Annotated in this window: 32 protein-coding genes; 14 read left to right on the forward strand and 18 right to left on the reverse strand. The window is 69.2% G+C overall.

Features of this window, described 5'->3' with window-relative positions; translation table 11 throughout:
- Positions 1 to 77: 77 nt before the first annotated feature.
- The 3 genes from BLV57_RS13965 to BLV57_RS13975 all read right to left on the reverse strand — a co-directional run bounded on the left by BLV57_RS13965 (position 78) and on the right by BLV57_RS13975 (position 2,183).
- Entirely contained in the window at positions 78 to 1,073 is a 996-nt protein-coding gene (locus tag BLV57_RS13965) for a hypothetical protein (RefSeq protein WP_091289179.1), read from the reverse strand.
- 66 nt (positions 1,074 to 1,139) lie between these two features.
- On the reverse strand, positions 1,140 to 1,316 hold the full coding sequence (locus BLV57_RS13970; protein WP_091289180.1) for a DUF397 domain-containing protein: 177 nt from the start codon (positions 1,314 to 1,316) through the stop codon (positions 1,140 to 1,142).
- Positions 1,317 to 2,183, reverse strand: coding sequence for a helix-turn-helix domain-containing protein (locus tag BLV57_RS13975; RefSeq protein WP_176968612.1), 867 nt, complete (start codon positions 2,181 to 2,183; stop codon positions 1,317 to 1,319).
- A 102-nt stretch (positions 2,184 to 2,285) separates the two neighbouring features.
- On the opposite strand from BLV57_RS13975, the gene BLV57_RS13980 reads away from it, so the two are divergent.
- Positions 2,286 to 2,489 (forward strand): hypothetical protein, encoded by a 204-nt coding sequence (locus BLV57_RS13980; protein WP_091289182.1) that lies wholly within the window; start codon positions 2,286 to 2,288, stop codon positions 2,487 to 2,489.
- Here BLV57_RS13980 and BLV57_RS13985 read toward each other — a convergent pair.
- The 5 genes from BLV57_RS13985 to BLV57_RS14005 are packed head-to-tail and all read right to left on the reverse strand — an operon-like array spanning position 2,486 to position 6,786.
- Positions 2,486 to 3,454, reverse strand: coding sequence for a S8 family peptidase (locus BLV57_RS13985; RefSeq protein ID WP_091289183.1), 969 nt, complete (start codon positions 3,452 to 3,454; stop codon positions 2,486 to 2,488). The genes BLV57_RS13980 and BLV57_RS13985 overlap by 4 nt on opposite strands.
- A gap of 9 nt (positions 3,455 to 3,463) precedes the next feature.
- Complete coding sequence (locus BLV57_RS13990) at positions 3,464 to 4,099, reverse strand: hypothetical protein (RefSeq protein ID WP_091289184.1); 636 nt, start codon at positions 4,097 to 4,099, stop codon at positions 3,464 to 3,466.
- Between the two features lie 60 nt (positions 4,100 to 4,159).
- Complete coding sequence (locus tag BLV57_RS13995) at positions 4,160 to 4,819, reverse strand: response regulator transcription factor (RefSeq protein WP_091289185.1); 660 nt, start codon at positions 4,817 to 4,819, stop codon at positions 4,160 to 4,162.
- Entirely contained in the window at positions 4,816 to 5,691 is an 876-nt protein-coding gene (locus tag BLV57_RS14000) for a sensor histidine kinase (RefSeq protein ID WP_143047056.1), read from the reverse strand. The genes BLV57_RS13995 and BLV57_RS14000 overlap by 4 nt, the downstream gene beginning before the upstream one ends.
- A gap of 27 nt (positions 5,692 to 5,718) precedes the next feature.
- Positions 5,719 to 6,786 (reverse strand): erythromycin esterase family protein, encoded by a 1,068-nt coding sequence (locus BLV57_RS14005; protein WP_091289187.1) that lies wholly within the window; start codon positions 6,784 to 6,786, stop codon positions 5,719 to 5,721.
- 31 nt (positions 6,787 to 6,817) lie between these two features.
- Here BLV57_RS14005 and BLV57_RS14010 point away from each other — a divergent pair, with 31 nt between their 5' ends.
- Positions 6,818 to 7,429 (forward strand): TetR/AcrR family transcriptional regulator, encoded by a 612-nt coding sequence (locus BLV57_RS14010; RefSeq protein WP_091289188.1) that lies wholly within the window; start codon positions 6,818 to 6,820, stop codon positions 7,427 to 7,429.
- A 246-nt stretch (positions 7,430 to 7,675) separates the two neighbouring features.
- Here BLV57_RS14010 and recG read toward each other — a convergent pair whose 3' ends face one another.
- Together recG and BLV57_RS14020 are read right to left on the reverse strand one after the other, a co-directional pair.
- Positions 7,676 to 9,829, reverse strand: a complete 2,154-nt coding sequence (recG, locus tag BLV57_RS14015) for an ATP-dependent DNA helicase RecG (protein WP_091289189.1) — start codon at positions 9,827 to 9,829, stop codon at positions 7,676 to 7,678.
- Positions 9,830 to 11,419, reverse strand: a complete 1,590-nt coding sequence (locus BLV57_RS14020; protein ID WP_091289190.1) for a DAK2 domain-containing protein — start codon at positions 11,417 to 11,419, stop codon at positions 9,830 to 9,832.
- Between the two features lie 134 nt (positions 11,420 to 11,553).
- Here BLV57_RS14020 and rpmB point away from each other — a divergent pair, with 134 nt between their 5' ends.
- Positions 11,554 to 11,745, forward strand: coding sequence for a 50S ribosomal protein L28 (rpmB, locus tag BLV57_RS14025; RefSeq protein ID WP_091289191.1), 192 nt, complete (start codon positions 11,554 to 11,556; stop codon positions 11,743 to 11,745).
- Positions 11,746 to 11,843: 98 nt separating this feature from the next.
- Here the strand turns inward: rpmB and BLV57_RS14030 are convergent, their stop codons facing one another.
- The 4 genes from BLV57_RS14030 to BLV57_RS14045 are packed head-to-tail and all read right to left on the reverse strand — an operon-like array spanning position 11,844 to position 14,534.
- Complete coding sequence (locus BLV57_RS14030; RefSeq protein ID WP_091289192.1) at positions 11,844 to 12,521, reverse strand: uracil-DNA glycosylase; 678 nt, start codon at positions 12,519 to 12,521, stop codon at positions 11,844 to 11,846.
- 17 nt (positions 12,522 to 12,538) lie between these two features.
- Positions 12,539 to 13,063: a gamma carbonic anhydrase family protein gene (locus BLV57_RS14035; RefSeq protein ID WP_091289193.1), complete on the reverse strand. Its 525-nt coding sequence runs from the start codon at positions 13,061 to 13,063 to the stop codon at positions 12,539 to 12,541.
- Entirely contained in the window at positions 13,041 to 13,526 is a 486-nt protein-coding gene (locus tag BLV57_RS14040) for a GNAT family N-acetyltransferase (protein ID WP_091290327.1), read from the reverse strand. The genes BLV57_RS14035 and BLV57_RS14040 overlap by 23 nt, the downstream gene beginning before the upstream one ends.
- A gap of 45 nt (positions 13,527 to 13,571) precedes the next feature.
- A complete protein-coding gene (locus tag BLV57_RS14045) occupies positions 13,572 to 14,534 on the reverse strand; it encodes a thiamine-phosphate kinase (RefSeq protein ID WP_091289194.1) in 963 nt (320 codons plus the stop codon).
- Between the two features lie 134 nt (positions 14,535 to 14,668).
- Between BLV57_RS14045 and BLV57_RS14050 the strand changes: the two genes are divergently transcribed.
- Genes BLV57_RS14050 through BLV57_RS14060 form a run of 3 tightly spaced genes read left to right on the forward strand, consistent with a single transcriptional unit; the run spans position 14,669 to position 16,041 of the window.
- Entirely contained in the window at positions 14,669 to 14,902 is a 234-nt protein-coding gene (locus BLV57_RS14050) for an Lrp/AsnC family transcriptional regulator (RefSeq protein ID WP_091289195.1), read from the forward strand.
- Between the two features lie 19 nt (positions 14,903 to 14,921).
- Positions 14,922 to 15,458 carry a DUF3515 domain-containing protein gene (locus tag BLV57_RS14055; protein ID WP_091289196.1) on the forward strand — a complete coding sequence of 179 codons (537 nt, stop codon included), beginning with the start codon at positions 14,922 to 14,924 and terminating at the stop codon, positions 15,456 to 15,458.
- Between the two features lie 43 nt (positions 15,459 to 15,501).
- Positions 15,502 to 16,041, forward strand: coding sequence for a hypothetical protein (locus tag BLV57_RS14060; RefSeq protein WP_091289197.1), 540 nt, complete (start codon positions 15,502 to 15,504; stop codon positions 16,039 to 16,041).
- Here BLV57_RS14060 and BLV57_RS14065 read toward each other — a convergent pair.
- Together BLV57_RS14065 and pdxR are read right to left on the reverse strand one after the other, a co-directional pair.
- On the reverse strand, positions 16,038 to 17,117 hold the full coding sequence (locus BLV57_RS14065) for a D-alanine--D-alanine ligase family protein (protein WP_091289198.1): 1,080 nt from the start codon (positions 17,115 to 17,117) through the stop codon (positions 16,038 to 16,040). The genes BLV57_RS14060 and BLV57_RS14065 overlap by 4 nt on opposite strands.
- 6 nt (positions 17,118 to 17,123) lie before the next feature.
- Positions 17,124 to 18,497, reverse strand: coding sequence for a MocR-like pyridoxine biosynthesis transcription factor PdxR (pdxR, locus tag BLV57_RS14070; protein ID WP_091289199.1), 1,374 nt, complete (start codon positions 18,495 to 18,497; stop codon positions 17,124 to 17,126).
- 81 nt (positions 18,498 to 18,578) lie between these two features.
- On the opposite strand from pdxR, the gene BLV57_RS14075 reads away from it, so the two are divergent.
- Complete coding sequence (locus tag BLV57_RS14075; RefSeq protein ID WP_091289200.1) at positions 18,579 to 19,250, forward strand: pyridoxamine 5'-phosphate oxidase family protein; 672 nt, start codon at positions 18,579 to 18,581, stop codon at positions 19,248 to 19,250.
- Here the strand turns inward: BLV57_RS14075 and BLV57_RS14080 are convergent.
- Positions 19,222 to 20,619, reverse strand: coding sequence for a sensor histidine kinase (locus tag BLV57_RS14080; RefSeq protein ID WP_091290328.1), 1,398 nt, complete (start codon positions 20,617 to 20,619; stop codon positions 19,222 to 19,224). The genes BLV57_RS14075 and BLV57_RS14080 overlap by 29 nt on opposite strands.
- Positions 20,620 to 20,624: 5 nt before the next feature.
- Positions 20,625 to 21,329 (reverse strand): response regulator transcription factor, encoded by a 705-nt coding sequence (locus BLV57_RS14085; RefSeq protein ID WP_091289201.1) that lies wholly within the window; start codon positions 21,327 to 21,329, stop codon positions 20,625 to 20,627.
- Between the two features lie 139 nt (positions 21,330 to 21,468).
- Here BLV57_RS14085 and BLV57_RS14090 point away from each other — a divergent pair, with 139 nt between their 5' ends.
- From BLV57_RS14090 to BLV57_RS14120, 7 genes are all read left to right on the forward strand, one after another.
- The gene (locus BLV57_RS14090) at positions 21,469 to 22,800 is read left to right on the forward strand and encodes a ferredoxin reductase family protein (protein WP_425425996.1); all 1,332 of its coding nucleotides are present in this window, start codon (positions 21,469 to 21,471) and stop codon (positions 22,798 to 22,800) included.
- Between the two features lie 14 nt (positions 22,801 to 22,814).
- On the forward strand, positions 22,815 to 23,231 hold the full coding sequence (locus tag BLV57_RS14095; RefSeq protein WP_091289203.1) for an FMN-binding protein: 417 nt from the start codon (positions 22,815 to 22,817) through the stop codon (positions 23,229 to 23,231).
- Position 23,232: 1 nt separating this feature from the next.
- Positions 23,233 to 23,970: an FAD:protein FMN transferase gene (locus tag BLV57_RS14100; RefSeq protein ID WP_245757313.1), complete on the forward strand. Its 738-nt coding sequence runs from the start codon at positions 23,233 to 23,235 to the stop codon at positions 23,968 to 23,970.
- Positions 23,971 to 24,021: 51 nt separating this feature from the next.
- Positions 24,022 to 24,402: a VOC family protein gene (locus tag BLV57_RS14105; protein WP_091289204.1), complete on the forward strand. Its 381-nt coding sequence runs from the start codon at positions 24,022 to 24,024 to the stop codon at positions 24,400 to 24,402.
- 80 nt (positions 24,403 to 24,482) lie between these two features.
- Positions 24,483 to 24,908 (forward strand): SRPBCC domain-containing protein, encoded by a 426-nt coding sequence (locus tag BLV57_RS14110; RefSeq protein ID WP_245757314.1) that lies wholly within the window; start codon positions 24,483 to 24,485, stop codon positions 24,906 to 24,908.
- Complete coding sequence (locus BLV57_RS14115) at positions 24,905 to 25,228, forward strand: ArsR/SmtB family transcription factor (RefSeq protein ID WP_245757315.1); 324 nt, start codon at positions 24,905 to 24,907, stop codon at positions 25,226 to 25,228. The genes BLV57_RS14110 and BLV57_RS14115 overlap by 4 nt, the downstream gene beginning before the upstream one ends.
- Before the next feature lie 10 nt (positions 25,229 to 25,238).
- Positions 25,239 to 26,207: an asparaginase gene (locus BLV57_RS14120; protein WP_091289207.1), complete on the forward strand. Its 969-nt coding sequence runs from the start codon at positions 25,239 to 25,241 to the stop codon at positions 26,205 to 26,207.
- The last annotated feature ends 27 nt before the right edge of the window (positions 26,208 to 26,234 follow it).

Consider the following 26,234-nt stretch of genomic DNA (forward strand, 5'->3'; position numbering starts at 1 on the left):
TCGGTAGGAGGCGCACGTTACCCGGTCGGTCCCGCTCTGCGGGAGTTCAGTACCAGGTGATGGACATCATCACAACCTCAGTACGGAGTGATGCTCCAGGCTCCCGCGGCGCTCACCTGGATGATCGACGGGCCTTTGAGCCTGCCGTGTTCGACGCGGGTGCCGGAGAAGTTCGCGGCGTCGAGCCCGCTGACACCGGTCAGCCTGACGGAGTCCTTGGTCCCCTCGTAGAGGAAGACGGAGTCGCCGGCGCCCACCGGATCCTGCCCGCCCTGGTAGAACTTCGGCAACCGGTCGTAGTCGGCCACCGTCAGCGTCCACGCCGAGGTCGCCTTCACCTGGTAATAGTCGACCGGGTCCTCGTCGTCCATGTTGATCCAGCGCGTGCCCTTGTACGGCCCGGTCGCCCGGAAGAGGACGTCACCCCGCGACGTGGTCACGGTCGTCTCGCCTTCGCAGCGCGCGCAGTCGAACGTGACGAACCCCGGCTTGGCGGGCCATGACGTGAAAACCTGCCCGACGCCCTCGTTGGTGTGCACCTCGGGCTGCCGGAACACCGACGGCGGCAGGTACGGGTGGGTGGGCCTGATCCGTCCGCTGTGGACGTGCAGGACCGCCTCATCGCCTTGGACCACGACCTGGTCGACGATCCAGTCGGCGCCGTTGCTCTCGTCGGCGACCCCGCCGTGCCGGTAGACGAGCCCGGTCAGCCCGGCCACCCGCGCCTGCTCGACCACGTCCTGCACGGAGACGTTGGACATCCGCGCCAGCGCCCGCCGCGCTTGGTCCTTCTCGCCGTCCGACGAAGCGGCGAGCCACATGAGGAGGGCGGCGACCAGCAGAACGGCCAGCACCACCCACAGCATGGCCCGCTTGCCGTGTGCGTCCTCGGCCCGCTCGACCTCGCTGACGGACGGCGGCTCCACCCCGATTCCGCGCGGCTGGTGTTCGGTCAGCCGCGCGGGCGGGGCGAACGGATTGTGCTGCAGCCGTTGCGCGCGGAGCTGCACGGTGTCCAGCTCACTGCGGTTCAGGAACGGGTCGACCAGCCGAGGGTCTTCGGGTACGTACACGTGATCCTCCCCAAGGTCGCGCATGTCCCCTCGTACACGCGCGGTTCCCCGCGAAGGTTGCCCAGGTCACCCGATGCGGCGCAGGAGGGCCGTCCAGGCCGCCGAGCTCACCGTGAGCGCGCCCGACGCGCGGTCCTTGGTGTCACGCACGCCAATCGCGTCCGGCGCCAGTCGGATCTCGACACAGTCGTCACTCCCGGAGCCGCTATAGCTGCTCTTGCACCAGCCCGCGTCCGACTTCAACTACAACTCCCTAAGCCTCTTTTCCAGTACAGCCTTCGTCTCCGCCGGCGAAAGGGCGAGTTCACGCAGCTTGTTGAACGCTCGCATGATCCGCTCGGTGTCCTCCGTCTCATCAAAGTAGACAGACGGTCCGTAGGCGACAGGCACGAACCCTACCGGCCTCAGCACGGCGCCGAACCTGAGCATGATGAGTCCGCCCGACTGCGCGGGATTGCCGCTCGCGGCGTTGGGAACCATGCGCACGGTCAGCGTGGGATGACGCTCGATCATCGCCAGCACGTGCTCCAGCTGGCCGCGCATGATGGCCGGGCTGCCGACCATGGCCGACAGCGTGTCGTCGGTGAACATCATGTCCATCCGCTTGGGCTCATCGGCTTCGAGCACGCGGCGCTGACGTTCGAGCCGGAACGCCACCAGGTCGGCGCGAGCGCTTCCCGACTGCTCCCACCAGATCCCTTCACCGGTGCGCATGACGGCGTCCAGGTAGTCGGGCGACTGGATCATCGAAGGGAAGATCCCCTTCTGGTAGTTCCAGATGTCCTTCGATATCGCTTCCAGCCAGGCGAGCCGCCGGTAGGAGTCGGGCGCGAGGTCCATGTACGGGCTGCCGCTGGCCCGCTTGCGCGCCTGGATGCCCAGTTCCAGTATCTCCGCGCGCAGGGGGTCCTGGGCGCCGAAGCAGTCGACCAGCGCGGCGAGTTCTTCCGTTGAGAGCGTCGCTTTGCCGTCCAGGACCTTGATCAGCCGCGGCCGGTCCTTGCCGATCACCTTCGCCGCCGCGTCGAGGGTCACCCCGGCCTCGGCACGCAATTGCTTCAACGCCTCGCCGAGCAGGACTCTCGGGATCGTCTGCACACCAACAGCCATTCGGCACCACCCAGTTGGACGCATCCGCCGGACACAGGTGTCCCTACTATAGAAGGACACAGTGTCTACGCAACACTAGTGTCCCTTCCCCGGAGGCTCGCGATGAACGAGGTAGTGGTGTCCGCCTGGGCGCAGATATCGGGCGAATGCGAAATCAAGTACCACGTCGCCCCGGAGGAAGCCGAAATCCAGGTCGGCGGGCGGTCCGGGTTCATCATCTTCGCATCGGAAGCGGGCTTGGCGCACCTCATCGAGCAGAGCACGAAGGCGCTGGGCGCGCTCCGCGCCCTGCGGGACACGCCCTAGCGGGTGGGCGGCGGCTCCGGGCCGGGGTCCGGCGCCGGAACCGGGGTAAGTGTGTAGAGCAGGCGGTTCGCGGTGCCTTCGGGGACACCGGTGAGCGCGTTCTTCGTGGCGTTGTCGACGAGGCCCTGCGCCACCTCGGCAGGCTTCTTCTCCGGGTTGAGCGAGCGGTACAGCGCGGCCGCGCCCGCGACGTGCGCTGCGGCGATCGACGTGCCGGTGATCGAACCCGCGGCCTGACCGCCCTTGCGCGGCGCGAAGATGTCGACGCCGGGTGCGTAGAGATCAAGCCCCGGACCGAAATCGGAGGTCTTGGAGACCTGGTCCTGCTTGTCGCTGGCACCGACGGTCAGCACCTCGGGCACCCTGGCGGGCGAGAGGCCCGCGACGTCGGCGGAATCGCCGCCTGCCGGGACCACGACCGGCATGACCTCGGCCAGCCGTTTCACGGCCGCGTCCAGCGCGTCGTTCGGGACACCCGCGATGCCGAGCAGCGCGACCGCGGGCTGCTTCGCGTTCTTGGCGGTCCAGTCGATACCGGCCAGCAGGTTCTCGGTCAGGCCGGTGCCGTCGGCCCCGATCACCCGCACCGGCACGATCGCGGCGCCCTTGGCCACGCCGTACGACTTCCCGCCGACGACGCCGGCCAGCTGGGTGCCGTGGCCGTTGCCGTCGGACGTGTCGGCGCCGTCCTTCTTGAGGAAGTCCTTGCCCTGCTCGACACGGCCGCCGAAGTCGGCGTTCGTGCTGTCGACGCCGCTGTCGATGATGTAGACGGTGACGTTCTCGGCCCGCGTTTCGTAGTGATACGTAGAGTCGACACCCTTGGCCTGATCGATGCGGTCAAGCCCCCAGGCGGGTGGATTCGCCTGCTCCTTGACATCGGCTTGGGCAGGCGCGACCGCGGCGAGGGTCATCGCCGCCGTCAACGCCATCGCGAACAGGCCACGCGCGAGTCGAATACTCATGCCATGCGTCTACTCGCGACCGTCACGCACGGCAACCGGAGACTCGTCGCCTGATCGGGTTTTTCTGCTTGGTTTCATGTGAAACCGCAGGTAGCCGAGGTACGCGAAGGCCACGACAATGAGCCCGTCGACGAGATGCGCGGCCCATGCCACCCTCGGCACACGGGAAAGCGGGAACAGCACGCCGGCCGCGCAGACCACAATGGACGTCCACAAAGGAGCCATACGCGACCGGATCAGCCCGATGCCGATCGCCAGCAGGCTCAACGGAAAGAGCGGCCCCGGCCAGTAGAAGACGAGGTCCGCCCTGACGCCGAACGTGGTCAAGGCTTGCACGGATTGTTCCCGCGAAAAGGAAAACAACTCGTCATAGAAGCCGCGCACCCCGAAGGCGGCACCACCGATCGCCCCGTAGACGAGCGCGAGCTGCACGACACCCGCGTACACCGGCAGGCGCGCACGCAGGGTTTCGAGCACACCGATCAGCCCGTAAGTCCAGAAGACCAAAGCCAGCACGAGCAAAGTCCCGGTCGCGGCACTGTACGTGCCGTTGGGACGCCAGAAGAACGTCGACGCCGCGAAGAGCGCTGGCCCGATGACCAGGCAGCCGCCCTGCAGCCGGTAAAGGAACTTTTCGCTGTTCATAACGGCAAGTCTTCGCGAAACGGGCACCGATCTCGTCAGCCCGAGTCGCGTCTTCGGCTACTACGAAGTTGCAGACCCCGGCCGCACGAGCCCCGACTCGTAGGCACGGACGACCAGCTGCGCCCGATCCCTCGTATCCATTTTGGACAAAATCCTGGACACGTGCGTCTTCGCGGTGGCGAGGCTGATCACCAGCCGCGCGGCGATCTCGTCGTTCGCCAGACCGGCCACGACCAAGCCCAGCACCTCCCGTTCCCGCTCGGTCAGCCGCTCCACCGGCAGCGGTGGCGCGAGCACCGCGGGCGCCGCGGCGAACTCGGCGATCAGCCGCCGCGTGACCCCGGGCGCCAGCATTCCGTCACCCTCGGCGACCGCCCGCACCCCGCGCACCAGCTCCGCGGGCTCGATGTCCTTGAGCACGAACCCGCTCGCACCCGCCTTGAGCGCGCGGTAGACGTACTCGTCGCGGTCGTAGCTGGTCAGGATCAGCACCTTGGCCTCGGGCAGCTCGGCCATGATCACGGTCGCGGCCTCGATACCGTCCATCCGGGGCATCTGCACGTCGGCCAGTACGACATCCGGGCGAAGTTCCCGCGCGAGCCGGACCGCCTCCCGCCCATCGGCCGCCTCCGCGACCACCTCGATGTCCGGCTCGCCCAGCATCGTGCGCAACCCGGCACGGACGAGCGCCTGATCGTCCGCGATCAGCACCCGGATCACCGCGGCAGCTCCACCCGCACCGCGAAACCGTCCTCGCTCGGCCCGGCCACGCAGGTCCCACCGGCTGACTCGGCACGTTTCCGCATGCCGCGCAGGCCATGCCCGCTGTCGACGGCGATCGCCACCTTGCCTTCCCGTCGCTCGACGCGGACGTCCACCTCGGCACCCGGCGCGTGCCGGACGGCGTTGGTCAGCGCCTCCTGGACGATCCGATACCCCGCCCAGCCGACCTCCGGCACATCGTCGTCCAGGTCGGCATCCAGGTCGCCGTTCCGGTTGTCGTTCAGCCGGACATCCACGCCGGCCGCCCGCACGTTCGCCACCAGTGCGCCGATCCTCGGCGCGCACTCGGGATCTCGCAGCGCTCCCAACGCTTCGCGCAGCTCTCGCGACGCGGTCTTGCTTGCCTCCTTGATAGCCGTGAGCGCGACTTCCGGTCGGATGTCGCGGCCGAGCAGCGCCGCGTTGGCCTGCACGCTGATGACCGCCAGGTGATGCGTCACCGAGTCGTGCAACTCCCGCGCGATCCGCGACCGCTCTTCATAGGCGGCCTTCTCCCGCACCCGGGCACGCCGCACCCGGGTCAACTCGCCCAGCAGGACGACCACGGCCAGCGCACCGGCCACGGCAGCCACTTCGGACCACACGATCCGCTCACCCAGCAGCACCACGACGCCTTGCGTCAGCACGACACAGGCGGCCGCGCCGGCCATCGCGACCCGCCTGAGTCCCGCCGCCGCCGCGAAGTACAGCGCCAGCACGAACGGTATGGGCTCAGGCCCACCGGGAAGCCCGAGCGAGTAGTAGGTCGCCATACAGCCCAAGGTCACCGCGAAAACCAAGGCGTAGGCCCGTTCACCTCTTCCTTGCACTCTCCGAGCGTACGGCGGCGGGGAGGGTCAAACACTGTGGTTAACCCCAGGAACGCATGCGGAAACCCGCAGGTTTCCAAGGTGGATCGCCGCGTCGAACGCCCGCGAGACCTCGACCTCCGACCACAGGTGCGCATGCCGGATCTTGGTCGCCTTGCTCGTCGCGAGGTCGGTGACGGTGTCCGCGTCACCGAGTTCCGCCTCGAGACTGCCTTCGACGGGCTCCCCGAGCGCCTGCTCGTACATCCGGAATCCCAGCCGAGCGGACTCGTCGTTCGCCAGCCCGGTCGTCGTGCCGGAAGCCCCGGTCAGCGCGAGCGCGAAGTACTCGTCGCCATACCGTTCGGCCAGGTAGGTGCCCGCAGATGGAGTGCTGTGACCAGGCATGATCTGGAACGGGACCCGCTGCAGGTGTCCATTGTGGACCATGACGACGATCTTCTGCCCCTGGTCGAGATACTGGACGCTCTCGGCCATGTACCGATCACGCGAGGCACCGGCGATGGGCTTCCCGGCCATCATGGCGGCGATCTCTTTGAGATAGGCGTCCAGCCGAAGCGCACCCGTCGCGAGGTGGATCTCGCGAGGGTCGTCCAGGCTGTCACGCAACTTGGTCAGCGCCACGGTCGCGGTTTCGCTGAGCTTGTCATAAGGCACAAGCGCACTGTTCAACGCCGAGTACGGCGCGGTCGCTTCGATCGCTTGCCGGGCCAGCGGCGAATCAATGGCCGCGAGCGCGTTGACAGGCGATCCGCCCGACCCCGGAACGTCCAGCCCCGAGTAGCGGATGTCCTGCGTGCGCAGCCAAGTCAGCATCTCGTGCATCTCGGGCGAATCACCCAGCCCGAAGGTGAACCCGTCGCGCCCGATCTCGGCGACGTCACCGGCGCCGCCTCGCAGCCACGCGTCGACCTTCGCCCCCTCGGCGAACCCCGACTCGAAGCCCAGGGTGCGGAACCCCTTCGCCTTCAGTCTCCGCAGCAGTTGATGCCGGATGACCCCGAATTCATGAATGTGATGGTTGTTCTCCCCGATCGCGACGATCCGCGCGTCCCCGACCAGATCCATGACGCCATCGAGCTCACTGTCGTGCATACTGGGCACACTAACGCAACAGGAGTAGCAATTGGCAACCGAGTTACCGGGCACCACCCGCCCCGGCGGCCGCACCGAGCGCACCCGCCAAGCCGTACTCCACGCGACCCTCGCCGAGCTGGCCGCCCACGGCTACGCGGCCCTCACGGTCGACGCGGTCGCCGAGCGCTCCGGCATCCACAAGACGACGATCTACCGCCGCTGGGGCTCGGCCGAGGGCCTCGTCGCCGCCGCGCTCGGCCTCGGCAGCGAAGACGAATGGGAAGCCCCCGACACGGGCTCACTCCGCGGCGACCTGGCCGCGCTGCTCGGGGAACTGGTGGACTACTTCACCGACCCCGCGTTGCTGGCCTTGCCCACCGCCTCGGTGACGGCGGCTTTTCTTTCGGAACGCGCCGCCGACGCCTTGCGTGACTTCTACCGAGACCGCCATGCGCGGTCCGCCGTGGTGGTCAGCCGCGCCATCGCCCGAGGGGAAGCACCGGCGCGGACCGATGCTGTCGAGGTCATCCGGGCGGCTTGCGGGCCGCTGTTCTATCGGCTCTTCATCTCGCGCGAGGTGGTGGACCGGTCGGTTTCCGAGGAGATCGCGCGGTCGGTGGCGATCGCGACCGGCGCGGGGGCTTACGTTCCGGCGTCGTGAGTGAGGGGATTCCCTGCTGCGTTCAATGCAGCAGGGGATCCCCTCGCTCCAGCGCGACGAGGCTCGCGCGAGTGGTACCTCTGCTCCGTTAGACGCAGCGGAATTACCACTCGCGCCGACACAACTCTGATCCGAGCTTGGTCACCTCACTTCACAGGGCAACCACTCGGCCAAGGAACTCCACACCGGCCAGCCCCGGAACACGCCTCGATAACCGCCCGCAACGCGCACGACCCCAGGCGAGGATCAGGTTTTTTCGAGGTACTCGGCGCGGTCGGCGTCGACGACGTCGCTGACCATGTGGGCCAGCCCGGAGTACTTGTCCAGCGCGGGGTCCTCCGACACGATCGACTGGGCCCGTTCACGGGCCTCGGCGATGACGTCCTCGTCCTGCAGGAGCGAGAGCAGTTTCAAGCCCGAGCGCTTACCTGACTGGGCGGCGCCGAGGATGTCGCCTTCGCGGCGGATCTCGAGGTCGAGGCGGGAGAGCTCGAAGCCGTCCGTGGTGGACTCGACGGCGTTGAGGCGCTCGCGGGTGGTGGTGCCGTCGAGGGCTTCGGTGACCAGCAGGCAGAGGCCGGGGACGCTGCCCCGGCCAACGCGGCCGCGGAGCTGGTGGAGCTGGCTGACGCCGAACCGGTCGGCGTCCATGATGACCATCGCCGTGGCGTTGGGGACGTTGACGCCGACCTCGATGACCGTGGTCGCCACCAGCACGTCGAGCTTGCCCGCCGAGAACTCGCGCATGACCTGGTCTTTGTCGTCGGTGGGCATGCGGCCGTGGAGAACGCCGATCTTCAGGCCCTTGAGCGGGCCGTTGGCGAGGTCCGGGGCGATGTCCAGTACCGCCAGCGGCGGGCGCTTGTCGCCCTTGTCGGAAGCGGGTTCGTCGCCGATGCGGGGGCAGACCACGTAGGCCTGGTGGCCCTTGCCGACCTCTTCGGACACGCGCTGCCAGACGCGGTCGAGCCAGGCGGGCTTTTCGGCGACCGGGACGACGTTGGTCTTGATCGGGGAACGGCCGACCGGCATTTCGCGCAGCGCCGAGGTTTCCAGGTCGCCGTAGACGGTCATGGCGACCGTGCGGGGGATCGGGGTGGCCGTCATGACGAGGACGTGGGGGCTGGTGGAGTCGGCGCCGCGAGACCGGAGTGCGTCGCGCTGCTCGACGCCGAAGCGGTGCTGCTCGTCGACGACGACGAAACCCAGCTCGGCGAACGAAACCGTGTCCTGGATGAGGGCGTGGGTGCCGACGACGATGCCCGCCGCGCCGCTGGCGGCGTCGAGGAGGGCCTGCTTGCGTTCCTTGGCGCCCATCGAGCCGGTGAGGAGGGTGACGCGGGTGGCGTTCTCGGCCGCTCCGAGTTCGCCCGCCATGCCGATGTCGCCGAGCATCTCGCGCAGCGAACGGGCGTGCTGGGAGGCGAGGACCTCGGTGGGGGCGAGCATGGCGGCTTGGCGGCCGGAGTCGACGGCCTGCAGCATCGCGCGCAGTGCCACGACGGTCTTGCCGCTGCCGACCTCGCCTTGGAGCAGGCGGTTCATCGGGTGATCGGTGGCGAGCTCGGCCGCGATGACGTCGCCGATCTCGCGCTGACCGGCCGTCAGGTCGAACGGGAGACGCTTGTCGAAGGCGTCGAGGAGGCCACCTTCGACGTGCGGGCACGGCAAGGCGGGACGGGAGACCGTGGAATAGCGGCGCTGCGCGAAGATCAGCTGGACGGCCATCGCCTCGTCCCACTTGAGACGGCGGCGGGCGGCCTCGCGGTCGGGCCAGTTCGGGGGCCGGTGGATGTGCCGCAACGCCTTTTCGAGGTCCACCAGGCCGTATTCGGCGAGGAGCTCCGGGGGCATCGGGTCCTCGTCGAGTTCGAACTGGTCGAGGATCTGGCGGACGCACTTGCCGATCACCCAGGTCGGGATGCCTTGCGCGGCCGGGTAGACCGGGATGATCTCGCCGAGGAACTCGTCCATTGTGGACGCGTCGGCCTCGTCATCGAGCAGCTCGTACTCGGGGTTGGTCAGCTGGAGCTGGTCGCGGAACGCGGTGACCTTGCCGGCGAACAAGCCCATCGCGCCGAGCTTGAGCTCCTTTTCGCGCCAGGCCTGGTTGAAGAACGCGCACGACAGCCTGCGACGGCCGTCGGTGATCGTCATCTCGATGATCGTGCCGTACTTGGCCTTCATCGTGCGCTTGTTGACCCGCTCGATCCGGGCCATGACCGTGACGTGCTCGCCCAGCTCGAGTCCGGCGATGTCGGTCAGCTTGCCGCGCTCGGCGTAGTCGCGCGGATAGTGCCGCAGCAGGTCGGAGACCGTGTGGATGTCCAGCGACCCGCCGAGCGCCTTCGCGGTCTTGGCACCCAGCAACGGGGTCAGCTTGTCGCGCAGCCCGGCCACTTACTCGACTCCAATCAGCAGCACGGCGTCCGCCAGGCCGCTCGAATAGCTCGTCATCTCCACTTCAGGATGTTCCAGGCGCAGCTGCTCGGCGAGTTCGGCGTCCACCCCGGTGGGCGCGTCGACCCCGAACAGCACGGTGACCATCTCGCCGCCCGCCGCGAGCATCCGGTTCAGCACGCTCATCGCGGCGGCGACGAGGTTCGTCTCGGAGGCGGGCGCGGGCTCGATGAGCACCACCTCGCCGTCGACGAAGCCGATGACGTCGCCAGCCTGCGCGCGGCCGACCCAGGTCAGCGACTCCTCGTGCGCGATCACGAGCTCGCCGCGCCGGGTCGCGGCCGCCGCCTCTGCCATGGCCACCACGTCGTCGTTCGTGCGGCGCGACGGGTCGTGCACCGCCAGCGCGGCCAGCACCTGCACCGGCGACGAGCACGGGATGACCACCACGTCCCGCTCCCCCGCCATGGCGTGGCCCGCCGCCGCGTCGGCGGCGCCGGTGAGCGCGACACCGCCGGGCAGCACGGTCACATGCCGTCCGGCCGCCTCGTTGATGAGCCCGAGCATTTCCTCCACACTCGGAATAGTGCCGCTCGGCACCGACAAAACCGCGATCCCCTCGGCGCGCAGCAGCTCGGCGATCGCCCAGCCGTGCACGACCGCGACCACCGTGCGGTCGACGCCGCTGCCCGGTTCGAGCGGGGTCGGCGTGATGAGCGGCTCGACCCGGATCCTGCGCGGGCGGCCCGCTTCGATGCCCGCCTCGATCGCGCCGCCGATGTCGGCGCAGTGGACGTGCACCGCGTGGGAGCCGGAGCCGTCGGCGGCGACGGTGACGCTGTCGCCGAGCCCGGTCAGCGCCTTGCGCAACGCGGGCAGCGCGGTCTCCTCGACGCCGTCGAGCAGGTACATGACCTCCCAGGCGTGCGGCGCGGGCAGGCCGTGGTCGTGGGTGTGGGCCTCGAGCGAGTGCGGGGGCACGCTGTTGGTGCCGGTGATCACGCCGACCAGCGCGTCGAGCACGGCGACCAGCCCGCGGCCGCCCGCGTCGACCACACCAGCCTTGGCCAGCACCGGCAGCTGGTTGGGGGTCTCGTCGAGCGCCGCCGCCGCGGCCGCCGCGGCGCGCGTGGCCACGTCGGTGAGCGAGCGGGTGTCGTCCTTGACCGCGGCCGCGACCGCGTGCAGGACGCTGAGGATCGTGCCGGCGACCGGCCTGGTCACGGCGCCGGTCGCGACGATGTCGGCGTGCACGAGCGCGGCGGCCAGCCCTGGCCCGTCGATGTCGCCCGTCACCTTGGCCGATTCGGCGAAACCCCTGATGACCTGGGACATGATGATCCCGGAGTTACCGCGCGCGGTCGCGACGGCACCCTTCGCGAACAGGCTGAGCGCCTCGATCGCGTCCTTCGGGTCGGCGCCCGCCAGTTCCGCGTTGGCGCCGGTCATCGTGTGCAGCAGGTTGGAGCCGGTGTCGGAGTCCGCGACCGGGTACACGTTGATGCCGTTGATCGCCGGTCGCAGCTGGTCAAGGGTGTGCACGCAGGCCGAGGCCCAAGCCGAAACCGCACCCGCGTCCAGCACTCGCACGCTGTAACCTCCTACTGGTCTTGGGCAGGGTATCGACCCCCTTGCCATCAGCGGGGGACCCACTAGTTACTATGGTCGAGTTGCCCAGTCGACCTGGGCCGTGATTTGTCTTCCCATATTCAAAGGAGTTCGACGTGGCTGCCGTGTGCGACGTCTGTGCCAAGGGACCTGGCTTCGGTAAGTCGGTTTCGCACTCCCACCGGCGTACCAACCGCCGCTGGAACCCGAACATCCAGACCGTTCACGCGAAGATCGGCCTGTCCCAGCGCAAGCGCATGAACGTGTGCACCTCGTGCATCAAGGCCGGCAAGGTCACGCGCGGCTGAGCTTGGGGTTCGGACAGCGGCCCGGGAGACTCTCTGAGTCCCCGGGCCTTTTGTCGTGCCCGGGATAAAGCGGGCTTTATCCCGGGCTTCCTTGCGGGCTAGGGGAGCTTCCAGTCGACGGGGGCGGCGCCTTGCTTGACGAGGAGTTCGTTGGCGCGGCTGAAGGGGCGGGAGCCGAAGAAGCCGTTGTGGGCCGAGAGTGGGCTCGGGTGGGCCGACTCGATGCACGGGATCTCGCCGAGCATCGGGCGCAGGTTGCGGGCGTTGCGGCCCCACAGGATCGCGACCATCGGCTCCGAGCGGGCGGCGAGTGCCTTGATGGCCTGGGCGGTGACGTCTTCCCAGCCCTTGCCCTGGTGGGCGTTGGACTTGCCGGGCTGGACGGTCAGCGCCCTGTTGAGCAGCAGGACACCCTGCTCGGCCCAGGGGGTCAGGTCGCCGTTGGACGGGAGCGGGTGGCCGAGGTCCTCGGCGTACTCCTTGTAAATGTTGACCAGGCTCTTCGGGATCGGGCGCACTTCGGGCGCCACCGAGAAGCTCAGGCCGACCGCGTGGCCGGGCGTCGGGTACGGGTCTTGGCCGACGATCAGCACGCGCACGTCGTGGAACGGCTGCTGGAAGGCGCGCAGCACGTGCGGGCCCGCCGGTAGGTACGTGCGGCCCGCGGCGATCTCCGCGCGGAGGAACTCCCCCATCGCGGCGATCTTGTCCGCCACCGGTGCGAGGGCTTCCGCCCAGCCTGCTTCGACGATTTCGTTCAACGGGCGCGCTGTCACGGCGAGCGAGCCTACTGCTACAGGTCGAGCCGCCGAAGTTCGGTACGGAAACGTTGGCCACGCGCTACATAACTGTCGACGACCATGGCGATGTTGTCCGGTCCGAACGACTTGTTCTCGCGGATCTTCGCGGGCACGCCGAGCGCGATGTGGCCGCTCGGGACATGCCCGTTGTACGACAGGACCGCGCCCGCGCCGACCATGCCGCCGTCCTCGACGACGGTGCCGTTGAGCACCACCGAGCCCGACGCGATCAGGCAACCGGTGCCGATCGTCGCGCTTTCGATGTGCACCGCGTGGCCGACCGCCGACGACGGGCCGAGCAGCGTCGGCTGGGCGCGCGTGCAATGGATGACGCAGCCGTCCTGGACGTTGGAGCGCTCGCCGATCTCGATGTAGCCGTGGTCGCCGCGCAGCACCGTTTGCGGCCACACCGAAGCGAAAGCGCCGATGCGGACGTCGCCGATCACCGTCGCGTCGGGGTGGACGTACGCGTCGGGGTGGATCTTCGGTTCGAGGTCACCGAGTGCGTAGATCGCCATTGAGCTCCTTCGCGAAACACATGCTTTCCGGGGTGTGGCGGTAGATCCCGAACTTCGGAATCCCGGTATAGCCCGAAGATCGGTACAACGCGATCGCCTCCGGCTGCAGCGTGCCCGTCTCCAGCACGGCACGCGTGCGGCCCGCCGCGAAAGCGGTGCGCTCGAGCTCGGCGAGCAGATCGCGCGAGAAACCCTTGCCACGCGCGGAAGGCGTGACGTACATGCGCTTCAGCTCGGCGTCGCCGGAGCGCAGTCCTTCGGCCGTCGCGACCCGCCACGACCCGCAGGCGATCGGCACGTCGTCCAGGTAGCCCACGAGGAACAGCCCGTTCGGCGGCACGAAGTCGGCGGGGTCGACGGGCGTGGCGTCGGGCCCGCCGTACCGCTCGACGTACTCCTGCTGCACCTCGGCGATCAGCTTCACCGCGTCCGGGTGGACGTAATCGACCGTGCGGATGTCCATGACCAGCACACTAGGCGACGGGTACGACACTTTTCCTCGCACTTTTCATCGCCAGTGTTCCCAGCCGGGCGGTGCTTCGTAGGGCTTCCCGTCGACGGTCACGCCGGTGCCCGGCATGGTCACCGAGCCGATGCGCCGCCAGCCTTCCGGCAGCGGCGGGCCCGGCGCGAAGGTCGCCGCCAGCGCGTGGTCCTCGCCGCCGGTCAGCACCCAGGTCAACGGGTCCGCGCCGAGCGCGGAGCCGACTTCGAGCAGCCGGGTGGCGATCTCCAGGCGTTCGGTCTGGACGTCGATGCCGACCTCGGAGGCGGCCGCGATGTGGCCAAGGTCGGCCAGCAGGCCGTCGGAGATGTCGATCATCGAGGTCGCGCCCGCCTCGGCGGCCTGCGGGCCGGCGTCGTAGGGCGGCTCGGGGCAGCGCTGGGCGTTGACGACGCCGACCGGCGAGCGGAAACCACGGCCCAGCACGGCGAGACCGGCCGCCGCCCAGCCGAGCCTGCCGCGGACGGCGAGCACGTCGCCGGGGCGGGCGCCGGAGCGGGTGATCATCGCGCGGCCGCCGAGGTCGCCGAGCGCCGTGACACTGATCACCAGCTGGTCCGCGCGGACCATGTCGCCGCCCACGATGCCGACGCCGACCGCCGAGGCCTCGACCCACATGCCGTCGACGAGCTCGGTGATCACCGCCGTGGGGGTGTCCGGCGGGCAGGCGAGGCCGATGAGCACCGAGGTGGGCGTCGCGCCCATCGCGGCGATGTCGGCGAGGTTGACCGCGACCGCCTTGCGCCCGACGTAGCCGGGGCTGGACCAGTCGAAGCGGAAGTGCACGCCCTGGACCAGCACGTCCGTGCTCGCGACCACCCTGCCGTCCGGCGTGGCGACCACGGCGGCGTCGTCACCGGGGCCGAGCAGGGTCGGCGCGGGCTGCTTCCGCCCTTTCGTCACGGCGCGGATCAGGCCGAACTCGCCCGTCTCACCCACCGTGACCTGAGAATTCTGTGGTGACACCTGTCACCTCCGTTCGTTCTTGAACAACGAATGCTGATCACCGATAGTCGGATGCCCTATGTTTCTTGTACGTTGCTGGCGACACCCACAACGTTCCTACCTTGAGCCGATCGATCCAGACGAAGGGGCGCGCCGTGGTTCACGCATACATCCTCATCCAGACCGAGGTCGGCAAGGCGGCGGCCGTGGCCGCTGAGATCTCCGGCATCCCTGGCGTGACGAGCTCCGAGGATGTCACCGGGCCGTACGACGTGATCGTCCGCGCCGCCGCGGACAGCGTCGACCAGTTGGGCCAGCTCGTCGTCGCGAAGGTGCAGAACGTGGACGGGATCACTCGGACGCTGACCTGCCCCGTGGTGCACCTGTAACCCATGCTGTAGTTAGCGGGTGGCTGAAACGGACAACGGCGCGCCGCCGCGTGCACTGCTCATCGTCGCGGCGGTGCTCGCCGTGGTTTTCGCTGGTGGGGTCGCCTACTTCGGACTGAGGGGCAGCACGGCCGAGCCCGAGGGCGACACCGCCCCGCTGCCGCTGGTCTCGGTCCCCGCGCCGCAGGCAGGCTCGGCCGACTGCGCCAAGCTCGTCGGCGGACTGCCCGCCGACCTGACATCCAACGGCAAGAAATTGTCCCGTCGTGAGCTCGCCGAGCCGGCGCCCGCCGCGACCGTCGCCTGGGGCACTGAAGCAGTCGTGCTGCGCTGCGGGCTTGATAAGCCTTCTGAGCTGACGCAGACCGCGCAGCTGCGCACGATCAACGGCGCCCAGTGGCTGCCGATCGAGTCCGATGGCGTCTCGACCTGGTACCTGGTGGATCGCTCGGTGTACGTCGCGCTCACCATCCCGCGTTCGGCGGGCACCGGCCCGCTGCAGAGCATTTCCGACGCCGTCGTCGCGGCGCTCCCGCCGCAGCCGCTCAAGTTTTAGCGTTTCGCGGGCGGCGCCGAACACAGCGGGTTAGCATCCGGGCGTGCAGAGGAAACTTGCCTGGATCGGCGCCGCGCTGCTGGCGCTGGCGCTCACCGCCTGTGACGACAAGACCGAATCGGCTCCCCCGCCGTCCCCGGTGCCGTCGAGCAGCGCGCCCGCGCCCACGACGGCCCCGTCGTCCAGCTCGGCATCCCCGACTCCGACCAGCGAGAAGGCCGAAGGCTCCGACTCGTCCGTCGAAGGCGGGATCGCGCGCTACACGAAGTTCCTGCGCGCACTCGGCAACCAGGACCTCGACGTGCTGTGTGACATCGGGGCCCCCGCGGCCAAGAAGGCCGAAAAAGACGGCTTCGGCCCGTGCAAGCAGACCATGACCATCATGTTCGGCATGATCTCGGCGAAGCAGAAGGAAGCGCTGCGCAGCGCGACGATCGACGCCGCCGCGGTGAAGAAGGTCAGCGCCACTCAGATCCAGATTCCGGCCAAAGCCATCAAGGCGAGCGTGAAGTTCGCGGAGAACGAGCTCGGCACCCAGACCCTCAAGTTCGAGGGCGGCGACTGGTTCGTCTACGACAGCTAGCGCAGGCCGGTGCCCCGCGCGATCGCGGTCTCGACGAGGGTCGTCAGCAGTGTCGGGTAGTCGACGCCGGTGACGGCCCACATCTTCGGGTAGGCCGAGGTGGTGGTGAACCCGGGCATGGTGTTGACCTCGTTGATGGTCAGCTCGCCGTCCGCGCCGACGAAGAAGTCGACCCGGGCCAGGCCCTGGCAGTCGAGCGCCTCGAAGGCACGCAGCGCCGTGGCACGCACCCGCTCGATGATCTCGTCGTCGAGCTTGGCGGGGATGTCGAGTTCGGCGTCCTCGCCGACGTACTTGGTCTCGAAGTCGTACCAGGCCTCGGCTTCCTCGCTGAGCACCCGGATCTCCGCTGGCAGCGACGCCTCGACACGGCCGTCGGGGAACTCCAGGACCCCGCATTCGACCTCGCGGCCGACGACCGCGGCTTCGACGAGCACCTTGGGGTCGGTCTGACGCGCCAGCTCGATCGCGGCGTCGAGCTGCGACCAGTCGGTGACCTTGCTGATGCCGATCGACGAGCCCGCACGCGACGGCTTCACGAACACCGGCAGGCCGAGCTTGTCGCGCTGCTCTTCGGTCAGCGTCGTCGCGCGGCGCGACAGCTCGACGTACGTGCCGACCGGAAGTCCTTCCGCGGCAAGGAGTTTCTTCGCCGTGGCCTTGTCCATCGCCGACGCGCTGGCGAGCACGCCGGGGCCGACGTACGGGATGTCCGCGAGTTCGAGCAGGCCCTGGATGGTGCCGTCCTCACCGAACGCGCCGTGCAGCACGGGGAACACGACGTCCACCGACGACAGCACACCGACCTCGGCGCCGCGCTCCAGCGAGACGACGTTGCGGCCGCTCAGCACGAGTGACTTGCCGTCGGTGACCGAGGGGAACTCGGTGCCCCGGATCGCCAGCTGCGAGGCGTCGGAAGTGCCGAGCACCCAGCCACCCTCGCGGGTGATGCCGATGGGGACGATCTCGAACCGCTCCGCGTCCAGGTTCGCCAGGATGCTGCCGGCGGATACGCAGGACACCGGGTGTTCGCTGCTCCTGCCACCGAACACGACCGCGACTCGAGTCTTACTCATGGCAGGTCACCCTACCGGGCGCTTGCCAAGCAACCCGACGAGCGTGGGCAGGGCCGAGGCCAGCGCCTCACGCGAACACCCCGCGTAACCGATCGCCACGCCGTGCACGGTCGGCGTGCCCGCGAAGTGCCTGGCGAGCCCGTCGAGGCGGATGCCGGCGCGTTCGGCTTCGGCGAGCCGGGCGCGTTCGGTCTCGGCGGAGTCGAACGGGACGACCAGGTGCGCGCCGGCGTCGTCGCCGAGCAGCGGGATGCCCGCCGCGGACAGTGCCGCCGAGAGCATCGTGCGGCGCTCGGACAGCTCACGGCGGAGTTTGCGCAGGTGACGGCCGAGGTCGCCGTGCCTGGCGAGTTCGACGACGATGCGCTGGCCCGCGGGCGACGGCCGGGTGCCGGTGCGTTCGCGGTACTCGAGCACGGCCGCGGCGACGGGTGGCGGCGCCACCATCCATCCGGCGCCGAGTGTCGGCGTGAGGATCTTGCTCGTGGTGCCCAGATGCGCGACGACGTCCGGAGCGAGCGCCGCCAGCAACGGCAACGGCGCCACGTCGAAGCGCAGCTCGCCGTCGTAGTCGTCTTCGATCAGCAGGATGCCGTCGGTGCGCGCGCGGTCGACCAGCTCGACCCGGCGCGACGCGCTCATCCGGCTGCCCATCGGATATTGGTGCGCCGGAGAGCAGTAGACCGCGCGCACGCCCTGCGGGATCGCGTCCGGGCGCAGGCCTTCGCCGTCGACGGGCACGCCGACCACGCGCAGCCCGGCGCGGCGGAACGTCTGGACGGCACGCTGGTAGCCGGGTTCTTCGATCGCCACGACGTCGTCACGGCTGAGCACCGCGCCCGCGAGTTCGAAGACGGCGGCCGTGGTCCCGCCGGTCGACAGCACCGCGTGCGTCGCGAGACCGCGGTGGCGCAAAAGATGTTCGGTGACCGCCGCGCGGTAGTCCGGCAGTCCCGCGCGATGCTCGCGGTAGGCGGGCATCGGGTCGCCCGCGGCACGCCAGGCCCGGCGCCACGCGGCGCGATCGAGCCCGTCGGCCCAGGGCACGCCCGGGGTGAGGTCGAGCAGATCGGTGCGATCCCTGACCTCGCCGGGCACGGCGCCGCTGACCGAACGCGAGCCGGGCGGCGAAGTCGTCACATACGTGCCTGAACCGTGGCGGCCGGCGATCCAGCCTTCGGCATGCAGTTGTTCATAGGCGGCGGAGGTGACCGTGCGGCTCACGCCGAGGCGTTCGGCGAGCGCGCGGGTGGACGGCAGCCGGTCGCCGCCGCGCAGGTGCCCGGTGGCGGCCGCGTCGCGCAGCGCGTCGGCGAGCTGCACCGCCAACGGCAGCTCCGACTTGCGGTCGAGCCGCACGGGCAACGCGGTTTCGGACACCGGGCCTCCTCGAAGTGGACTGCTCAATCATACACAAATTGGCCATTCCGTAATGCCACTGACCCCGGCGAGACTGGGGGCATGACCGAGCTGCCACCCCTTTCCCCGACCGGACGGACCACACTCGGCCGGAAGAAGATCCGCGCGGTGACCGACCGGGCGACGCTCTACTCCGTGCTCGACGAGGCGCTGATCTGCCACCTCGGCGTCGTGCGTGACGGCGTCCCGATGGTGGTCCCGACCGGCTACGGCCGCGACGGTGACACGCTCTACCTGCACGGCTCGACCGGCGCGGCCAGCATGCGGAAGGCGGCGACCGGCATCGAGGTCTGCGTGACCGTGACGCTGCTCGACGGCATCGTCTACGCGCGCTCGGTCAACAACCATTCGATGAACTACCGCAGCGCGATGGTCTACGGCGAGGCGAAGCCGGTGACCGAGCCCGAGGCGAAGATGCACGCGCTGCACGTGATCAGCGATCACCTCGCGCCCGGTTCATGGGAGCACGCGCGCGACGTCAACGCCAAGGAGTTCGCCGCGGTGTCCGTGCTGGCGCTGGACCTGGCCGAGGCGTCGGTGAAGATGCGCGCCGAGGGACCCGGCGACGAGCCGGAAGACCTGGAGGCGAACAGCGCGTGGGCGGGTGTGCTGCCGGTCTACACGGTCTTCGGCGAGCCGGAGTCCGACAAGGAGGTGCCGCCGGTCGTGCCGGTGCCCGCGCACGTCAGCGGCCGAGGGGCAGCCGGACGGTGAACGTGGTCCGGCCCGGCCTGCTGGCCACCTCGACCGAGCCGCCATGCGCGGCGACGAGCGAGTTGACCACGGCCAGGCCGAGCCCGGTGCCGCCGTTGCCGCGCGTGCGTGAGTGGTCGACGCGGTAGAAGCGGTCGAAGATCCGGGGCAGGTTCTCCGGCGCGATCCCCGGTCCCTCGTCGGAGATCCGCAGCACGATGCCGTCTTCGAGACCGACGGTCACGGTCACCGGGGTGCCGGGCGGGGTGTGCACGGCCGCGTTGGTCAGCAGATTGTCGAGCACCTGCCGCAGCCGCACCGGATCCGCGCGCAGCCGGGCGGATTCGGCGAGATCGAGTGTCAGCGGCCGGTCGGGATGACCGGCGCGGAAGGCGTCGGCCGCGGCGGTGACGAGCTCGACGAGGTCGGTGTCCGCGAGCCGCAGCGGCGCGTCGGCTTCGACGGAATCCAAGCGCGCCAACAACAACAGGTCGTCGACGAGCACGCTCATCCGCGCCGTCTCCGCCCGGATCTTGGCCAGGTGCGCGTCGCGCTCGGCCGGTTCGTTGGCCGCCGCGTACTGGAAAAGCTCGGCGTAGCCCCGGATCGACGTCAACGGCGTCCGGAGTTCGTGGGACGCGTCGGCGATGAACCGGCGTAGCTTCTCGTTCGCGGCCGTGCGCGCGGCGAGCGAGCTCTCGATGTGCTCCAGCATCACGTTGAACGCGGTCCGCAGCTCCTCGACTTCGGCGCCGCCGCCGGAACCCGACGCGCGCACCGGCAGTTCCGGGCTCCCGGTGAGGTCGTGCGAGGCGATGTCGTGCGCGGTGCCCGCCATGTCGCCGAGTGGTTTGAGCCCGCGCCGCAACACGATCCGGCCGAAGAGGACCAGAACGCCCAAGGCGACGGCGAACGCGCCGACCTCGATCCAGATCAGCCTGCTGACCGTGGACTCGAGTTCGCTCTGCGGCGCGGCGCTGACGAGGACGATGTTGTTCGCCCTGTCGACCGGGCAGGCGCGGACGCGGTAGAAGCCTTCCTTCACGTACACCGTGCGCAGGACCTCGGTGTTCGTCGCGGCCTCCGCCACTTCGGCCAGTGGCTTCGAATCCGGCGGCAGGGTCCCGTCTTTCGCCTTCGCGACGCCGTCGCGCACCTCGAACAACGCCGAGTACCACCCGTAGGACTGCAACGGGCTGCCGTGGCTGTTCTTGAGCGGATCGACCTGTCCCTGCTGGGTCTTGGTGAGCTGCTCGTCGAGCCGGTTGGCGAGGAACTCCCGGATGAAGATGGTGCTGAACACACCGACCACCGCGAACACCACGAGCGAAAGCGCGGCCAGCCCGAGCGCCAGCCGCGTGCCGAGGCGCGACGCCCGCCACTGTCTCATCAGGTTCACTGCTTCACCTGGCGCACCACGTACCCCACGCCGCGCACGGTGTGGATCAGCGGCTCGTGTCCCGAGTCGAGCTTGCGGCGCAGATGCGAGACGACGAGTTCGACCACATTGGAGCGGCCGCCGAAGTCGTACTCCCAGACGTGATCGAGGATCTGGGCCTTGGTCAGCACCGCGGGCGAGCGGCGCATGAGGTAGCGCAGCAGCTCGTACTCGGTCGGGGTGACCGTCACCAGCGCGCCGGCGCGGCGCACCTCGCGGGTGTCCTCGTTGAGCACGAGGTCGGCGACCTCGAGCACGGACGGCTTCCACGCGGGACCGTTGCTGCGGCGCAGCACCGCGCGCAGCCTGGCCATCAGCTCCTCGACGGAGAACGGCTTGACGAGGTAGTCGTCGCCGCCCCTGGTCAGCCCGGCGATGCGGTCGGCGGTGGCGTCCTTGGCGGTGAGGAAGACGACCGGCACGGCCGTGCCGTTGTCGCGCAGCCGGTCCAGCACGGTGAAGCCGTCGAAGTCGGGCAGCATCAGGTCGAGCACGACGATGTCCGGCGCGAAACCCGCGGCTTGACGCAGCGCGTCCTGGCCGGTGCCCGCGGTGACCGCTTCCCAGCCCTCATACCTCGCGACCGTCGCGACCAGATCGGCGATATGCGGCTCGTCGTCGACGACCAGCAGCCGCACCTTCTCATTGCTCACGAGGTCCATCCTGCGGTAGTTCGGGCGCGCGGGCGAGGCGGGAGCTCACACGACAGGAAGTCGACAGGTTATCCCCAGACCTGACACAGGTTCGCCGACGAAAGTCTTCGGCAGTGAACCGACTCGAGAGGGCATCCGTGTGACCACCATGTCTGAAGCACCAGTACTTCGACCCCGTGTCGCAGCCAGGACCGGCCTCTACGTCTTCCTCGGCGCCAACGTGGCCGTCGTCACCGCGCTGTTCGCCGCCGCGGGGCCGTCGGGCAACGCGCTGATCACCATCGGCAGGCTGGCCGGGCTGTACGGCGCGCTGGTCATGGCGTTCCAGCTGCTGCTGGTCGCGCGGATCCCGTGGCTGGACCGGCGGCTCGGGATGGACCGGCTGACCAGCTGGCACCGCTGGACCGGATTCGGTCTCTTGTGGACACTGCTGGGGCACCTGGTCTTCATCGTCTTCGGCTACGCGCAGGTCGAGAACAACGGGCCGGTCGACGAGCTGGTCGAGATGGCCAACACGCTCGACGGGATCCTCCGCGCGATCGTCGCGTTCGCGCTGATCCTGGTGATCGGCGGCACTTCCGCGCGGTTCGCGCGCAAGCGGATGGCGTACGAGACGTGGCATTTCATCCACCTCTACACCTATGCGGCGGTGGTGCTGGCGTTCAGTCACCAGATCGCGCTGGGGCAGTCGTTCACCAGCTCGCCGTTCGCGCAGGCTTATTGGTGGACGCTCTGGGGTGTCGCGCTGGGCGCGGTGCTGCTGGGCCGGGTCGTGCTGCCACTGTGGCGGAATCTGCGCCATCAGCTGCGCGTGGTCGCGGTCGTGCCGGAGTCGCCGGACGTGGTTTCGGTCTACATGAGCGGGAAGCGGCTGAACGAGCTGCCCGCGCGCGCCGGTCAGTTCTTCCTGTGGCGGTTCCTGACGCGGGAGCGCTGGTTCCAGGCGAACCCGTTCTCACTTTCGGCCGCGCCGGACGGCAAGACGTTGCGGCTCACCGCGAAAGCACTCGGCGAGGGCAGCGCGAGCCTGCGGAACCTGAAGGTCGGCACGCGGGTGTTCGCGGAAGGACCGTACGGCGCCTTCACGACTTTGCAGCAGACGCGGTCGAACGCGCTGCTCGTCGCGGGCGGTGTCGGCGTGACCCCGATCCGTGCGCTGCTCGAAGAGATCAAGGGACACGTCGTGGTGATCTACCGCGTCGGTTCCAGCCGCGACGCCGTGCTGCTGCACGAGTTGCACGGGCTGGCCCGCGCCCGTGGCGCCCGGGTACACGTGCTGACCGGGCCGTCACAGGTTTCGGGGCCGTACGGTCCGCTGCTCGGACCGGCGAGCCTGCTGAAGCTCGCGCCCGACCTCAACGACCGCGACGTGTTCGTCTGCGGGCCGCCGGGGATGACCAACGCGGTGCTGGCGAGCCTGCGTGAGCTTTCCGTGCCACGCCAGCAGGTGCACGCCGAACGTTTCAGCCTTGCCGGATAAGGAGATCTGCCGCCGTGAAGAAGACCATTCTCGTCCTGCTGCTGTCCGCGGGTGGTTTCGCCGCCGTGTGGAACTTCGAGCCGACACCGATGGGCAGCACGACCGTCGCGCAGACGACCGCGCCGACCACCCAGGCACCGTCCACATCGGAAGGCACCAACGCGGAGGGCACCACCACGGTCGCCGGCACCGCCGAGAGCAGTGACTACGGAACCGTCCAGGTCCAGGTCACGTTCTCCGGCACCAAGATCGAAGACATCCAGCTGCTGAAGCAGCCGCGCAGCGGCCGGGCCGTCGACGCGCTGCCCCGGCTGCGGGAGGAGGCGCTGGCCGCGCAGAGCGCGGACATCGACACCGTGTCCGGCGCGACCTCCACGAGTGAGTCCTACGTCAAGTCGCTGCAAGCCGCCATCGACGCCAAGGGATCCTGAAATGCGAGCGAAAGCCATGAACCGGGTCGAGCACATCATGGGCCTGCCGATCTCGATGAGCGTCGACGGTTTCGACGACGCGCAGGACGACGCCTTCGCGTGGCTGCGCGAAGTCGACGAGCGCTTCAGCCCGTTCAAGCCCGGCAGCGAGGTGAGCCGGTACGACCGCGGCGAACTCGCGCTGGAGGAGATGAGCGACGAGCTGCACTTGATACTGGCGCTTTGTGCGTACTACGAACAACTTTCCGGCGGTGCGTTCAGCGCGCGGCCACCCGGCCGCGGTTTCGACCCGTGCGGGGTCGTGAAGGGCTGGGCCGTGCAGCGCGCGGCCGACATCCTGCGCGCGGCAGGCGCTTCGCGGTTCTGCCTCAACGCGGGCGGCGACGTGGTCACCGCGGGCGAAGCCGCGCCGGGGCGGCCGTGGCGGGTCGGCGTGCGCCATCCCGACGAACCGGATGTCCTGTGCTGCGTGCTGGCGAGCCGGGACGGGGCGGTGGCGACTTCGGCGGCGTACGAACGGGGTTCGCACATCGTGGACGGCCGGACCGGCGCGGCGGCCTCGGGTCTGGTGAGCGTGACGGTCGCGGCGCCGGACCTCACGTCGGCGGATGCGTTGGCCACGGCCATCTTCGCGATGGGGCGGGACGGGATCGCCTGGGCGGCCGAGCAGGACTGCGAGGTCTTCATCGTCGACGCGGACCGGAAGGTGCACCGGTCCGCGGGTCTGCGACTCGCGTGAAACGGGATAAAGCCCGCTATATCCCGGCCTCGCGGGCGTAATCTGCCGCGCATGAGTTCTTTCGTACAGAACATCGCGTTCGACTGCGCGGACCCCTACAAACTGGCTTCCTTCTGGAGCAAGGTCGTCGACCGCCCGCAGGCCGAGGAGGATTTCCCCGGTGACCCCGAAGCCATCGTCGAGCTGGTGGCCGGCGGGCTGACGCTGTTCTTCCAGCGGGTGCCCGAGGAGAAGTCGGTGAAGAACCGGGTGCATGTCTGCTTACGCCCGAGTGACCGCACGCGGGACGAAGAAGTGGGCCGCCTGCTGGAAATCGGCGCGGGCTTCGTGTCCGACCAGCGTGAGCCGGACGGCACCGGCTGGGTCGTGCTGGCCGACCCCGAAGGCAACGAGTTCTGCGTGCTCCGCAGTCCCGGCGAACTCGCCTACTGAGCTCGACGTGCTACCCAGGGGTTGCACATCGCGGGGAGATAGTGCAACCTATGGGTAGCACGTCAACTCAGGAGGCAGTCATGGACAGCATCACCCGCGAGGTGGAAATCAACGCCCCGATCGACCGGGTTTGGGGCCTGGTAACGGAACCAGGCTGGTGGATCGGCGAAGGCGGCGCCGACGAGCGGCAGCTCCGCCAGGAGGGCGAGCTGCACATCGTGGAGCACGCCAAGTACGGGACCTTCGCGCTGAAGATCGAGAAGACCGACCCGCGCAAGTACATCTCGTACCGGTGGATCGGTGGCTACCCCGACCCGGACGGCGACTCGACGCTGGTCGAATTCTCCTTGCAGGAGCGGGAAGGCGGCACGCTGCTGCAGGTCGTCGAGAGCGGTTTCGAGTCGCTGAAGAAGACGGCCGAGGAGCGTAAGAAGGCCTACGACGGCAACAATGAAGGCTGGAAGTTCCAGCTGAACGTCGTGAAGGAATGGGCGGAACAAGGGTGACCGAAATCGGCGAGGTGCTCGCCGCGCTGGCCGATCCGACGCGGCGGCAGCTGCTCGACGTGCTCGCCGACGCGGGCCAGGCCAGCGCGACCACACTCGCCGGGCAGCTGCCGGTGAGCAGGCAGGCGGTCGTCAAACATTTGAACGTGCTCGAAAGCGCCGGTCTGGTCAGCGGCGGGCGATCGGGGCGCGAAGTGCTTTACCGGGTTCGCCCGGAAGCGATCGAAACGTCGGCACAATGGCTCACCGAACTCGCGGCGAGCTGGGATCGGCGGTTGAGCAAGCTCAAGCGGATCGCGGAGCAATTCCCGGCTCAATAAAGTCCGTGTCATGAAAAGCAGGCCTTTGATCGCCGTCGCCGCGCTCGGCGGAACCATTTCCATGGCACCGGCGGAACGCGGGGTCGTGCCGACGCTGACCGCCGCCGAACTGCTCGACGGGGTCGAACTCGACGTCGACGTGCGGGCGGCGACGCTATCGACCATTCCCGGCACTTCGCTCACTTTCGCGGGGCTGACCAGCTGTTATGAGTGGGCGGCCGCGCAGGAGGCCGACGGGATCGTCGTGGTGCAGGGCACGGACACGCTCGAAGAGACGGCCTACTTCTTCGAATGCATTTGGCCTGGTGAGCGGCCGGTCGTGCTCACCGGCGCGATGCGGCATCCGAGCCTGCTCAGCCCGGACGGACCCGCCAACCTGGCGAACGCGCTGACCGTGGCGGCGGCGCCGTCGAGCCGGGGCCGTGGCGCGCTGCTGGCGTTCAACGACGACATCCACCAGGCGCGCTGGGCCCGGAAGGCGCATTCGAGCCACCTGGAGGCGTTCTCGTCGGCGCCCGCCGGGCCGGTGGGCATGGTCGCGGAGGGCGCCGTGCACTACTTCCACCCCGCAGGCCCGCGCCTGCCCGCGCTCCCCGCGCCGCGCTCGGACCTGCTGATCCCGCTGCTGGAAAGCGGGCTCGACGATTCGGGCGCGGTGCTCGACGCGGTCGTCGAGGCGGGCGCGGCTGGGGTGGTGCTGGCCGCGAGCGGGGTCGGGCACGTCTCGGACCGGATGGCCGACGCGATCGAGCGGGCGCTCACCCGTATCCCGGTGGTCGTCGCTTCGCGGACGGGCGCTGGCACGACGTTCCGCGGCACGTACGGCTACCGCGGCGCGGAGGCGGACCTCATCGGCATGGGCGTGACCATGGCGGGCTGGCTGGACCCGCGCAAGGCCCGCGTCCTGCTGTACCTGACGCTGGCGGCGGGCCTGAGCGTCCCGGCCGAGTTCCGCCTCCGCGGCGCTTCGGGGTCGTGAGTGTTTTGACCGGTTAGAACCGGCCGT

It is taken from the genome of Amycolatopsis xylanica (genome assembly GCF_900107045.1).
GTDB lineage: Bacteria > Actinomycetota > Actinomycetes > Mycobacteriales > Pseudonocardiaceae > Amycolatopsis > Amycolatopsis xylanica.